The sequence below is a fragment of the Actinacidiphila acidipaludis genome (genome assembly GCF_019890725.1).
GTDB lineage: Bacteria > Actinomycetota > Actinomycetes > Streptomycetales > Streptomycetaceae > Actinacidiphila > Actinacidiphila acidipaludis.
This window is the reverse complement of record NZ_JAINZZ010000007.1, coordinates 145,182-158,022: the sequence shown is the minus strand read 5'-3', so window position 1 is coordinate 158,022 and position 12,841 is coordinate 145,182. Positions and strand designations below refer to the sequence as shown.

8 protein-coding genes are annotated in these 12,841 nt (G+C 72.8%); 6 read left to right on the top strand and 2 right to left on the bottom strand.

What is annotated here, in order from left to right; all coding sequences use genetic code 11:
* Nucleotides 1-40 precede the first annotated feature (40 nt).
* From K7862_RS08970 to K7862_RS08955, 4 genes are all read left to right on the top strand, one after another.
* A complete protein-coding gene (locus tag K7862_RS08970) occupies nucleotides 41-1,492 on the top strand; it encodes an FGGY family carbohydrate kinase (protein ID WP_222961914.1) in 1,452 nt (483 codons plus the stop codon).
* A 297-nt stretch (nucleotides 1,493-1,789) separates the two neighbouring features.
* Complete coding sequence (locus K7862_RS08965) at nucleotides 1,790-3,526, top strand: ABC transporter ATP-binding protein (RefSeq protein WP_222961913.1); 1,737 nt, start codon at nucleotides 1,790-1,792, stop codon at nucleotides 3,524-3,526.
* A 47-nt stretch (nucleotides 3,527-3,573) separates the two neighbouring features.
* Nucleotides 3,574-5,490 (top strand): ABC transporter ATP-binding protein, encoded by a 1,917-nt coding sequence (locus K7862_RS08960; RefSeq protein WP_222962000.1) that lies wholly within the window; start codon nucleotides 3,574-3,576, stop codon nucleotides 5,488-5,490.
* A gap of 137 nt (nucleotides 5,491-5,627) precedes the next feature.
* The gene (locus K7862_RS08955; RefSeq protein ID WP_222961912.1) at nucleotides 5,628-7,448 is read left to right on the top strand and encodes a phosphatidylglycerol lysyltransferase domain-containing protein; all 1,821 of its coding nucleotides are present in this window, start codon (nucleotides 5,628-5,630) and stop codon (nucleotides 7,446-7,448) included.
* A gap of 43 nt (nucleotides 7,449-7,491) precedes the next feature.
* Here the strand turns inward: K7862_RS08955 and K7862_RS08950 are convergent, their stop codons facing one another.
* Nucleotides 7,492-9,012, bottom strand: a complete 1,521-nt coding sequence (locus K7862_RS08950; protein WP_222961911.1) for a cation:dicarboxylate symporter family transporter — start codon at nucleotides 9,010-9,012, stop codon at nucleotides 7,492-7,494.
* A 188-nt stretch (nucleotides 9,013-9,200) separates the two neighbouring features.
* Between K7862_RS08950 and K7862_RS08945 the strand changes: the two genes are divergently transcribed.
* Together K7862_RS08945 and K7862_RS08940 are read left to right on the top strand one after the other, a co-directional pair.
* Entirely contained in the window at nucleotides 9,201-10,826 is a 1,626-nt protein-coding gene (locus K7862_RS08945; RefSeq protein WP_222961999.1) for a sensor histidine kinase, read from the top strand.
* Nucleotides 10,823-11,515 carry a response regulator gene (locus tag K7862_RS08940; protein WP_222961910.1) on the top strand — a complete coding sequence of 231 codons (693 nt, stop codon included), beginning with the start codon at nucleotides 10,823-10,825 and terminating at the stop codon, nucleotides 11,513-11,515. Before K7862_RS08945 ends, K7862_RS08940 begins: the two co-directional genes overlap by 4 nt.
* Nucleotides 11,516-11,557: 42 nt before the next feature.
* Here the strand turns inward: K7862_RS08940 and K7862_RS08935 are convergent, their stop codons facing one another.
* Nucleotides 11,558-12,739: a sigma-70 family RNA polymerase sigma factor gene (locus tag K7862_RS08935; protein ID WP_308011909.1), complete on the bottom strand. Its 1,182-nt coding sequence runs from the start codon at nucleotides 12,737-12,739 to the stop codon at nucleotides 11,558-11,560.
* Nucleotides 12,740-12,841: the final 102 nt, after the last annotated feature.

The following is a 12,841-nucleotide window of genomic DNA, read 5'->3' as shown; positions in this document are numbered from 1 at the left end:
GTGCGCCGCCGCACCGCTCCGGTGCGGCATCATCGGCGGCATGGGGAAAGTCGCGGGCATAGACAGCTCGACCACAGGCACCACCATCGTCGTCTGCGACAGCGACACCGGGGAGGTGCTCCGGCAGGGGCATGCCCCGCATCCGCTGGAGGACGGCGAGAAGCCGACCGAGATCGATCCGCAGGCCTGGCTGCTCTCGCTGGGCGAAGCCGCCACCGGCGGCGTCCTGGAGGGCGTCCAGGCCATCGGCATCTCCGGGCAGCAGCACGGCCTGCTGGCGCTGGACGCCGGCGGGGTCACCGTCCGCCCGGCGCTGCTCCGCGGCGACCTGCGGGCCCAGGTCCAGGCCGCCGACCTCACCGAGGAACTCGGCGGCCCCGGCGGCTGGGCGGAGGCGGTGGGCGCCGTCCCGCAGGCCGCCCACCCGGTCGCCAAGCTGCGCTGGCTCGCGCAGCACGAACCGGCCGCCGCCAAACGCGTCGCCCAGGTGCTCCTCCCCCACGACTGGTTGGTCTGGCAGCTCCTGGGACAGCCCCCGCGGCGCACCACCGACCGCGGCGACGCCTCCGGCACCGGCTACTGGTCCGCGGCCACCGGCGCCTACCGCACGGATCTGCTGGAGCTGGCGCTGGGCCACCAGGTCCAGCTCCCCGAGGTGCTGGCCCCCGCCGAGCCCGCCGGGCAGACCCCGGAGGGCCTGCTGATCTCGGCCGGCACCGGCGACACGATGGCCGCGGCGCTCGGGCTGGGCCTGCGGCCGGGGGACGCGGTGGTCTCGCTGGGCGCGGCCGGCACCGTCTTCGTCGTGCACCACGAGGCGGTCAAGGACCCGACCGGCACGGTCACCGGCTACGCCGACGCGACCGGTCGCCATCTGCCGCTGGTGCAGGTGCGGAACGCGGTGCGCACGCTGCGCGGCACCGCCGATCTGCTCGGCACCGATCTCGCCGGGCTCTCCGAGCTGGCGCTGACGTCCACGCCGGGCTCGTACGGACTGGTGATGCTCCCCTATCTGGAGGGCGAGCGGACGCCGGACCTGCCGCACACCGCCGGCACGCTGACCGGGCTGCGCCGCGAGTCGATGAAGCCGGAGCACCTGGCCAGGGCCGCGTTCGAGGGCATGCTGTGCGGGCTGGTGGACGCGCTCGACGTGCTGCGCACCAAGGGCGTGCAGGTGCACCGGGTGTTCCTGCTGGGCGCGGCGGCCGAGCTGCCCGCGGTGCAGGCGATCGCCCCCGCGCTGTTCGGTGCGCTGGTGGTCGTCCCGCCCGCCGCGGAGTACGCGGCGCTGGGCGCGGCCCGGCAGGCGGCCTGGTCGCTGGGCGCGGTGATGGGCTCCCAGCCGCAGCACGAGCCGCCGCAGTGGCAGACCGCCCAGGCCCGGCTGCTCGACCCGGGCGACGAGGCCGCGGTCGGCTCCGCGGTGCGGCAGCAGTACCGGGCGGTGCGCGAGAACACCCATCCGGGGGCGTTCGACATCCTGCACTCCTGACGCGCCCTCCGTTCCCGTTCCCCGGGGTGACGGCCCCTCCGCTCCCTCGCCCCGGGTGACGGCCCTTCGGTTCCCCCGGGACAGCGCGCGGCTCCCCGGGGCACTCCCCCGTTCACCCGGGTACGCCGGGCCTCCGCCCGGGTAAATCCCATGCGTCGCAGGGATGCCGGAAGATAGGGTTGCCCGCCGGCCGAACGGCGGGCGCCCCGCTCAACCCTCCAGGGGGCCCATGCGTCCTTCCGGGATGCCGGCGTCCACCCCCGATCTGGCTCTTCGCCCGACACCGAGGTAACCAGTGTGCTGATCCGACTCCTGCGGTCCCATCTCGGACCGTACAAGCGCCCCATCGGGCTGCTCGTGGTGCTGCAGCTCGTGTCGACGATCGCAGCCCTCTTCCTGCCCACCCTCAACGCCGACATCATCGACAACGGCGTGGTCAAGGGCGACAGCGGCTACATCCTGGGGATGGGCGGCACCATGATCGCCGTGACCCTCGCCCAGGTGGTGTGCTCGATCGGCGCCGTCTACTTCGGCGCCAGGACGGCCATGTCCGTGGGCCGTGACATCCGCAAGTCGGTCTTCGACAAGGTGCAGAGCTTCTCCGCCCGCGAGGTCGGCCAGTTCGGCGCCCCTTCGCTGATCACCCGCACCACCAACGACGTCCAGCAGGTCCAGATGCTGGTGCTGATGACCTTCACGCTGATGGTCTCCGCGCCGATCATGTGCTTCGGCGGCATCATCATGGCGCTCGGCCAGGACGTGCCGCTGTCCTCGCTGCTGCTGGCCGTGGTGCCGGTGCTGGGCATCGCGGTGAGCCTGATCGTGCGGAGGATGCGCCCGCTGTTCCGGACCATGCAGAAGCGGGTGGACACCGTCAACCGCGTGCTGCGTGAGCAGATCACCGGCATCCGGGTGATCCGGGCCTTCGTCAAGGACGGCTACGAGCAGCAACGTTTCGGCGTGGCCAACGACGAGGTGACGGCGGTCTCGCTGGCCACCGGCCGGCTGATGGCGCTGATGTTCCCGACGGTCATGGCGATCGTGAACACCTCCAGCGTGGCCGTGCTGTGGTTCGGCGCCCACCGGATCGACAGCGGCGGCATGCAGGTCGGCGCGCTGACCGCGTTCCTCAGCTATCTGATGCAGATCCTGATGTCGGTGATGATGGCCACCTTCATGTTCATGATGGTGCCGCGCGCCGAGGTCTGCGCCGAGCGCATCGAGGAGGTGCTGGGCACCGAGTCCAGTGTCGTCCATCCCGTCGCGCCGGTCACCTCGCTGCGGCGGCACGGCGAACTCGAGCTGTTCGACGTCGACTTCGCCTACCCGGGCGCCGAGGCGGCGGTGCTGCGCGGCATCGACCTGGTGGCCCGGCCGGGCGAGACCACCGCGGTGATCGGTTCGACCGGCAGCGGCAAGTCCACCCTGCTCGGCCTGATCCCCCGCCTGTACGACGCGACCGGCGGCCAGGTGCTGATCGACGGCGAGGACGTCGCGACCATCGACCCGGCGCTGCTCTCCGAGACGGTCGGCCTGGTCCCGCAGAAGCCCTACCTGTTCTCCGGCACGGTGGCCTCGAACCTGCGCTACGGCAAGCCGGACGCGACCGACGAGGAGCTGTGGCACGCGCTGGAGGTGGCGCAGGCCAAGGACTTCGTCGAGAAGCTGGACGGCGGCCTGGACGCGCCGATCGCGCAGGGCGGCAGCAACGTCTCCGGCGGCCAGCGGCAGCGCCTGGCCATCGCCCGGGTGCTGGTCCGCCGCCCGGAGATCTACCTGTTCGACGACTCCTTCTCCGCGCTGGACTACGCCACGGACGCGGCGCTGCGCCGCGCGCTGTCGCAGGAGACGGCCGACGCCACGGTGGTGATCGTCGCCCAGCGCGTCTCCACCATCCGTGAGGCCGACCGGATCGTGGTCCTCGACGAGGGCCGGGTCGTCGGCACCGGAACCCACGCGGAACTGATGGCGGACGACAAGACCTACCGGGAGATCGTGTTGTCGCAGCTCACCGAAGAGGAGGCGGCGGCATGAGCGGCGGAGACCCGAAGAAGCCCGCGGTGCGCCGCGGGCCTGGGCCGATGGCGGGCCCGGCCCGCTTCATGAGCGGCGGACCCATCGAGCGGTCGATGGACTTCAAGGGGTCGCTCAAGCGGCTCGTCGGCCTGATGCGGCCCGACCGCTACTTCCTCTGCACGGTCCTGGCGCTGGGCACGCTGAGCGTGGCGCTGACGGTGACCGGCCCGCGGATCCTGGGCCACGCCACCGACCTGATCTTCGCCGGCGTCATCGGCCGGCAGGTCCACGGCGGCTCCAAGCAGGAGGCCCTGGACTACCTGCGGGCGCACGGCAAGGGCGGCGTCGCCGACATGCTCTCGGGTATCGACTTCACGCCGGGCAAGGGCATGGACTTCGGCGCGATCGGCGACGTGCTGCTGCTGGCGCTCGCCGTGTACGTGGTCGCCGCGCTGCTCAGCGTGCTGCAGATGCGGACCGCGACGAAGGTCATCAACCGGGCGGTCTACCGGCTGCGCCGGGAGGTCGAGCACAAGCTGGCCCGGCTGCCGCTGTCGTACTTCGACCAGCAGCCGCGCGGCGAGGTGCTCAGCCGCGCCACCAACGACATCGACAACATCGGCCAGACGATGCAGCAGACCATGGGTCAGCTCATCAACTCGGTGCTGACCATCGTCGGTGTGCTGGCCATGATGTTCTGGATCTCCTGGCTGCTGGCCCTGGTGGCGCTGATCACCGTGCCGGTGACGCTGCTGGTGGCCACCCGCGTCGGCAAGCGGGCGCAACCGCAGTTCGTGAAGCAGTGGAAGACCACCGGCACGCTCAACGCGCACATCGAGGAGATGTACACCGGGCACTCGCTGGTGAAGGTCTTCGGCCGGGCCAAGGAGTCCGCGGAGACCTTCGAGCGGGAGAACGAGGAGCTGTTCCGCTCGGGATTCCGTGCCCAGTTCATCTCCGGCACGATCCAGCCGCTGATGATGTTCATCGGCAACCTCAACTACGTGCTGGTCGCGGTGGTCGGCGGACTGCGGGTGGCGTCGGGCGCGCTGTCGATCGGCGACGTGCAGGCGTTCATCCAGTACTCGCGGCAGTTCAGCCAGCCGCTGACGCAGGTCGCGAGCATGTCGAACCTGATCCAGTCCGGGGTCGCCTCGGCCGAGCGGGTCTTCGAACTCCTCGACGCCGACGAGCAGTCGGCGGACCCGGCCGAGCCGGTCCGCCCGCTGGAGCTGCGCGGCCGGGTGGCCCTGGAGGACGTCAGCTTCCGCTACCAGCCGGAGAAGCCGCTCATCGACGGCCTGTCGCTGACCGTCGAGCCGGGCAACACGGTGGCGATCGTCGGCCCGACCGGCGCGGGCAAGACCACGCTGGTGAACCTGCTGATGCGGTTCTACGAGGTCGACGGCGGCCGGATCACCCTGGACGGCGTCGATGTCGCGGCGATGTCCCGTGAGGAACTGCGCGCGGCGATCGGCATGGTGCTCCAGGACACCTGGCTGTTCGGCGGGACCATCGCCGACAACATCGGGTACGGCAGCGCGAAGGCCACCCGGGAGCAGATCGAGGCGGCGGCCAGGGCCGCGCACGCCGACCGCTTCATCCGCACGCTGCCCGACGGCTACGACACGGTCATCGACGACGAGGGCACCGGCGTCAGCGCGGGCGAGAAGCAGCTCATCACCATCGCCCGGGCGTTCCTGTCCGACCCGGTGATCCTGGTGCTGGACGAGGCCACCAGCTCGGTCGACACCCGCACCGAGGTGCTGATCCAGCGCGCGATGGCCAAGCTCAGCCACGGCCGCACCAGCTTCGTCATCGCGCACCGGCTGTCCACGATCCGCGACGCGGACGTCATCCTGGTCATGGAGTCCGGGTCCATCGTCGAGCAGGGCACGCACGACGAACTGCTGGCCGCCGAGGGCGCCTACGCCCGCCTGTACGCCGCCCAGTTCGCGCAGGCGGTGGCCGAGGTCGACTGAAACCGCAAAGCGTGGGTGAACACCCGTACGCAAGGGGTTGCGAGGGCACACGGCGTTGGTAGCCTGTGCCCTCGTTCCCGTTCGGGCGGTCAGGGCCCCGGGAACGATTCAGGGCTGTCGCCCGGGAGGCGAACATCATGAGCAGTGCCGTCAGCGCGCCTCCGCGCGCCGGTACGCGGACCGCACCACCACGAGGCACCGTCACCCCGTCGCCGTCACCGCATCCGCAGACGACCGGCGGGCGCTGCCCGCGGGGCGGGAGCGCGCTGTCGCGGCGCAGTGCCCTGGTGCCCATCTGGTACCTGCGGGTGATCGCGCTGCTGAACCTGGCGACGGCGGTGTCGCTGACCGTCCGGCAGGAGGTCGCCGAGCACAACACCGGTGAGCTGTTCACGCCGTTCATGCTCTTCGCGGGCTTCGGCTCGGCCGCGGCCGCCGGCTTCATGGGCATGATGCTGGCCCGCCACAAGCGCATGGCGTGGCTGGTGTTCGTCACCCTGTGCGGCGGCTACGCGGCGCTGTCGGTGTGGGGCCTGGTGTACTCCGACTTCCGCCGGCACCCGTTCAACTGGGTCTCCACCGCCCTGACGCTGGCGGTACTGGCCTTCGCCGTACTGGGCCGCCGCGAGTTCTTCGGCAAGGGCGACCGGACCAACCCGCAGCTCGCGCTCGCCGTCCTCGGCGTCGGCGCCCTGCTGTCGGTGCTGGTCGGCACCACCCTGGTGACCGCGGTCGGCCCGGACGGGGCGAGCGTCGGCGACCGCGTCTGGTACGTCGCGCTGCGGCTGGCGACCCTCAGCCGGGACGACGACATCGCGCCGAACCTGCACGTCAACCCGCTGGTCAACGCGGGCATCAACCTGGCCGGGCTGGTCCTGCTGCTGGCCGTGCTGTACGCGCTGTTCCGCTCGCCGCGCGGGCAGGAGGCGCAGAGCCGGGACGACGAGGACCGGCTGCGCGCCCTGCTGGACCGGCACGGCCGCCGCGACTCGCTGGGCTACTTCGCGCTGCGCCGCGACAAGTCCGTGGTCTTCTCCCCCAGCGGCAAGGCCGCGATCGCCTACCGGGTGGTGGGCGGCGTGGCGCTGGCCGCGGGCGACCCGATCGGCGACGTCGAGGCGTGGCCCGGCGCGATCGACGCCTGGTTGGTGACGGCCCGCGACCACGCGTGGATCCCCGCGGTGATGGGCGCCAGCGAGGAGGGCGGCACGGTGTACGCCCGGCACGGCCTGGACGCGCTGGAGCTGGGCGACGAGGCGATCGTGGAGACCGACGAGTTCAGCCTCGACGGCCGGGCGATGCGCGGCGTGCGGCAGGCCTACAACCGGGTCCGGCGGGCCGGCTACACCACCCGGATCCGCCGCCACCGCGACATCCCCGCCGCGGAGATGGCCGCGCTGGTCGACGCCGCCGACCGGTGGCGGGACGGGCAGACCGAACGCGGCTTCTCCATGGCGCTCGGGCGCCTCGGCGACCCCGCCGACGGCGGCTGCGTGATGATCGAGTGCCACGACGCGGACGGCGAGCTGCGGGCCCTGCTGAGCTTCGTGCCGTGGGGCGACGAGGGGCTGTCGCTGGACCTGATGCGACGTGACCGGGACGGCGAGAACGGTCTGGTCGAGTTCATGGTCCTGGACCTGATCGAGCGGTCCCGCGAGGTCGGTGTGGAGCGACTGTCACTGAACTTCGCGATGTTCCGCTCGGTGTTCGAGGGCGGGGCCCGGCTCGGCGCCGGGCCGGTGCTGCGGATGTGGCGGTCCGCGCTGATGTTCTTCTCGCGCTGGTGGCAGCTGGAGTCGCTGTACCGCGCGAACGCCAAGTACCGCCCGATCTGGGAGCCGCGGTTCCTGCTCTTCGCCAAGAGCGCGCATCTGCCGCGCATCGGTCTGGCCAGCGCCCGCGCCGAGGGCTTCATCGTCACGCCCAGGCCGCTGGCGCGGCTGCGCCGCGGGGCGTGAGGAAGGGGCCGCGGCCGGGTAGGCCGCGGCCCCTCCCGGGCGGTCAGCCGGCGGCGGGCTGAGCCGGGACGGACGAGGGCGCGGGGGCCGGCTCGGCCGACGTCCCGGTCCCGGTCCCGGCTTCACTCCCGGTCCCCGTACCGGTCTCGGTTTTGCTCTCGGTCCCGGCTGCGCTCCCCGGCCTAGCGGACGGCTCGTGCTCGTCGTCCCCCGCCGCGTCGGCGTCGGCGAGCGCCACGGCGTCGAACGGCAGCTCGCCGGAGAGGACGAGGGCGGCGCGGGCCCGGTCGAACTCGCCGGTCCAGGTGCCGACCAGGACCGTCGCGACCGCGTTGCCGGCGAAGTTGGTGACCGCGCGGGCCTCGCTCATGAAGCGGTCGATGCCCACGATCAGCCCGATGCCGTCGACCAGCGCGGGCTTGTGCGACTGCAGTCCGGTGGCCAGCGAGGCAAGGCCCGAACCGGACACCCCGGCGGCGCCCTTGGAGGCGACCATCATGAACAGCAGCAGCGAGACCTGCTCGCCGAAGCCCAGCGGGGTGTTCATCGCGTCGGCGATGAACAGCGAGGCCATCGTCAGATAGATCATCGTGCCGTCGAGGTTGAAGGAGTAGCCGGTCGGCACGGTGATGCCGACGACCGGCCGGCTGACGCCGAGGTGCTCCATCTTCGCCATCAGCAGCGGCAGCGCGGACTCCGACGACGAGGTGGAGACGATCAGCAGGAACTCCCGCGCCAGGTACCGCAGCAGCGCGAACAGGTTCACGCCGGTGCACAGCCGCAGCAGCAGGCCGAGCACCACGACCACGAAGAGCAGGCAGGACGCGTAGAAGCCGAGCATGATCGTGGCCAGCGCCTTCAGCGCGTCCACCCCGGCCGAGCCGACGACCGCGGCGAGCGCGCCGAACGCGCCCAGCGGCGCCGCCCACATGATCATGGACAGCACCTTGAACAGCAGCTTCTGCAGGTGCCCGATGCCGCGCAGCACCGGGGCGCCGACCGGGCCGAGGGCCTGCAGCGCGAAGCCGGTGAGCAGCGCGATCAGCAGCGTCTGGAGCACCTGGCCCTCCGTGAAGGCCGACACGAAGGTGGTGGGGATGATGCCCAGGACGAAGTCCACGCCCTCGGCAGGGGCGTTGGCCGCCTGCGCGTGGCCGGCGCCGGCCAGCGCCTTCGTCAGGTGCAGTCCGCTGCCGGGATGCAGGATGTTGCCGACCAGCAGGCCGATGGCGAGCGCCACGAACGACATCACCACGAAGTAGCCCAGCGCCAGGCCGCCGACCTTGCCGACCTTCGCGGCCTTGCGGACCGAGCCGATGCCCAGCACCAGGGTGCAGAAGATGACCGGCGAGATCATCATCTTGATCAGGTTGACGAATCCGGTGCCGAGCGGTTTGAGGCTGGTGGCCGTGCCGGGCGCGACGAGTCCCAGGACCGCGCCGGCGACGGCGGCCACGATCACGGCCAGATACAGGTAGTGGGTGGCTTCACGGCGGCGGCGCGCACCGTCGCCGCCGCCGGCACCGGTGGCCGGCTGGACGGACGGGGCTGGCTGGGCGGGCATGCGGCTCCCTCGGTTGTTCGGGCTCCGGGTCCGCGGGCGCCGTCCCGGGCGCCCGCACGCGGACGGGTCCCGGTGACTATGCGCGTGCGGCGTGAGCCAGGTCACGTTTGCGTTCATTGAGTTCGCGGCAGGCCGGGGCGGGGGCGCGTCCCTGGACGGCGTGCACACTGGTGGGCATGCTCAGCGCGATACGAGGCCCCCGCACCCCGTCGCGCCCGCGCAGCCTGGCCGGTCAGCTGTTCGCGATGCAGGTCGTGATCGTGGCCGTCGTGGTCGCCGGGGGCGCGGTGCTCGCCTATGTCAACGCCCGCGACCGGGCCGAGGCCGCGGCCCGCAACCGGGTCGTCTCGACGGCCGGCGCGATCGCGGACTCCCCCGCCGTCGTGCGGGCCGCGGTCTCCACCGACCCGACGGCGGCCCTCCAGCCCTACGCCCAGCGGGTGGTCGGGGACGCCGGCGTGGACTTCGTGACGATCATGGACCCGCACGGCATCCGCTGGACGCACGTCGACCCGAGCCTGATCGGCAAGCCCTTCCTCGGGCACATCGCGCCGGCTCTGGAGGGGCGGACGTTCACCGAGACCTACACCGGCACCCTGGGCCCCTCGGTACGGGTGGTGACCCCGATCCGGGACGGGACGCGGATCGTCGGGCTGGTCAGCGTCGGCATCGAGGTCGACCGGATCAGCCGGCAGGTCCGCGGCCAGCTCAGCGTGCTGCTCGCCGTCGCCTCCGCCGCGCTGGCCCTCGGCGGCCTCGGCACGTACGTGGTCAACCGGCGGCTGCGCCGGCACACCCACGGGATGACCGCCGCCGGGCTGAGCGGCATGTACGACTACCACCAGGCGACGCTGCACGCGCTGCGCGAGGGCCTGGTGCTGCTGGACTCCGCCCGCCGGGTGGTGCTGTGCAACGACGCGGCCCGCGAACTCCTGGGCCTGCGGGGCGAGGTGGTCGGCCGGTCCTGCGCGGAACTGGGGCTGCCGCCCTCGCTCACCGGCGCGCTGCTGTCCGCGGAGCCGCGCGTCGACGAGGTGCACCTGACCGCCGAGCGGGTGGTCGTCGTCAACACCTCGCCGGTGCGCGGCGCGGAGCACCGCGGCACGGTGGTGACCCTGCGGGACCACACCGACCTGCAGGCCCTCACCGGGGAGCTGGACTCGGTGCGCGGCTTCGCGGAGGCGCTGCGCTCGCAGGCGCACGAGGCGTCCAACCGGCTGCACACCGTGGTGTCGCTGATCGAACTGGGCCGCACCGAGGAGGCGGTGGACTTCGCCACCTCCGAACTGCGCCTTGCTCAGGCGCTGACCGACCGGGTCGTCACGGCCGTGGGCGAACCGGTGCTGGCCGCCCTGCTGCTGGGCAAGGCGGCCGAGGCGCACGAGCGCGGCGTGGAGCTGACGGTGACCGAGGACAGCCGGATCGACGACGGCGTGCTGCCGCCGGAACTGGCCGCCCGCGACCTGGTGACGGTGCTCGGCAACCTGCTGGACAACGCCGTCGACGCGGCGATCGAGGGCGCCGGCCCCGGCGGGGCGCGTCCGGCGGTGACCGTGACGGCCCGCGCCCTGGACGGCGAACTGCTGCTGCGGGTCACGGACTCGGGGCCGGGCGTGGATCCGGCGACCATCAGCGAGGTCTTCCGGCGCGGCTGGACCACCAAGAGCCAGGGCCGGGGTCTGGGCCTGGCCCTGGTCGAGCAGGCGGCCCGGCGCGGCGGCGGCACGGTGGGACTGCGCCGGGCCGACGGCGGCGGCGCCGAGTTCACGGTGCGGCTGCCGCTGCGGCCCGCCGGGCAGGAGGCGCACGCGTGATCAGGGTGCTGGTGGTCGAGGACGACCCGGTGGCGGCCGACGCGCACCGCCTGTACGTCGAGCGGATGCCGGGTTTCGAGGTGGCCGGCGTGGTCCACACCGGCACCGCCGCCCTGCGGCTGCTGGAGCGGCGCGACCGCGCCGGGGTGGACCTGGTGCTGCTGGACCTGCACCTGCCCGACGGCCACGGGCTGCGTCTGGTGGGGCGGATGCGGGCGGCCGGGGTCACCGCGGACGTCATCGCGGTGACCTCGGCCCGCGATCTGGAGGTGGTGCGGCACGCGGTGTCGATGGGCGTGGTGCAGTACCTGCTGAAGCCGTTCACCTTCCCCGCGCTGCGCGACCGGCTGGAGCGCTGGTCCCGCTACCGCAGCGAGCTGTCCGGCGGCCAGGCGTCGGGTCAGGACGAGGTGGACCGCGCGCTGTCGGCGCTGCGCAGCCCGGAGAACGCGGCGGCGCTGCCCAAGGGCCTGAGCGCGCCGACGCTGGCGGCGGTGACGGCCGCCCTGCGCGGCGCGGCGGACGACGGGCTCACCGCGACGGCGGCGGCCCGGGACGCGGGTGTCTCCCGGATCACCGCCCGCCGCTACCTGGAGCACCTGGTCGACACCGGCCGCGCGGTGCGCACTCCGCAGTACGGCCAGGTGGGACGGCCCGAACTCTGCTACCGCTGGTCGGCCAGGGAGTAGCCGGGCCGGCGCGGCCGCGGTGTTCCCCGGGCCGCGCCGGCGTCAGTCCAGATAGCCGCGCAACTGGTCGGCGAAGGCGTGGTCGCGGAGCTTGCCGAGGGTCTTGGACTCGATCTGGCGGATGCGCTCGCGGGTGACCCCGAAGATCCGGCCGATGTCCTCCAGGGTGCGCGGGCGGCCGTCGACCAGGCCGTAGCGGAGCTGCACGACCTTGCGTTCGCGCTCGCCGAGCGTGGACAGCACGGCTTCCAGGTGCTCGCGCAGCAGCAGGAACGCCGCGGACTCCACCGGCGAGGTGGCGTCGCCGTCCTCGATGAGGTCGCCGAGCGCGACGTCCTCCTCCTCGCCGACCGGGGCGTGCAGCGACACCGGCTCCTGCGCCAGCCGCAGCACCTCGCTGACCCGGTCCTCGGTCAGGTCGAGCTGCGCGGCGACCTCCTCGATGCCGGGTTCGCAGCCGCGTTCCTGCAGCAGCCGCCGCTGCACCCGGACCACCCGGTTGATCAGCTCGACGACGTGCACCGGCACCCGGATGGTGCGGGCCTGGTCGGCCAGCGCCCGCGACATCGCCTGGCGGATCCACCAGGTCGCGTAGGTGGAGAACTTGTAGCCGCGGGCGTAGTCGAACTTCTCGACCGCGCGGATCAGCCCGAGGTTGCCCTCCTGCACCAGGTCGAGCATCGTCAGGCCGCGGCCGATGTACCGTTTCGCCACCGAGACCACCAGCCGCAGGTTGGCCTCGATGAGCCGGCGCTTGGCCGTCCGGCCGATGACGACCAGCCGGTCCAGGTCCGAGGCGAGCTGGGAGTCCACGTCGGGGAACGCGGCGAGCTTCTCCTCCGCGAACAGGCCGGCCTCGACCTTGCGCGCCAGGTCCACCTCCTCGGCCGCGGTCAGCAGCGGGATCCGGCCGATCTCGCGCAGGTACTGCCGGAACAGGTCGGCGGACGGCCCGGCCGCGTCCTCGCGCAGCGGCCGCGGGTCCGGCTCCGGCTCCGGCACCGCGCCCGGTTCCGGCGGCTCCCGGTCGAACGCGGTCTCGTCGGGCACCGTGCGTGGCAGGTCGTCGGGGCCGTCCCTGCGCTGCTCCGGCACCCGGGGTGGCAGCCCCGATTCCGGCGGCTCCTGGTCGAACGCGGCCTCGGCGGCCGCGCCAGGCACCTCGGACGCCCCGGGCAACGGCGGAAGTTCGGGCAGGATCTCGGACTGGGTTTGCGTCTGCACGGAAGTGACCTCCGCGGTGAGCGCGACGGTGGGCTCTGAGAGGGCTCCTGACGGCCCCCGGGGCCGTCACCCAGTGTGGCCCACGACACACCTCCGCTACGA

Coding starts and splice junctions, on each gene's coding strand:
- K7862_RS08955 (WP_222961912.1), top strand. CDS start 5,628: ATGAGCAGTGCCGTCAGCGCGCCTCCGCGCGCCGGTACGCGGACCGCA.
- K7862_RS08960 (WP_222962000.1), top strand. CDS start 3,574: ATGGCGGGCCCGGCCCGCTTCATGAGCGGCGGACCCATCGAGCGGTCG.
- K7862_RS08950 (WP_222961911.1), bottom strand. CDS start 9,012: ATGCCCGCCCAGCCAGCCCCGTCCGTCCAGCCGGCCACCGGTGCCGGC.
- K7862_RS08970 (WP_222961914.1), top strand. CDS start 41: ATGGGGAAAGTCGCGGGCATAGACAGCTCGACCACAGGCACCACCATC.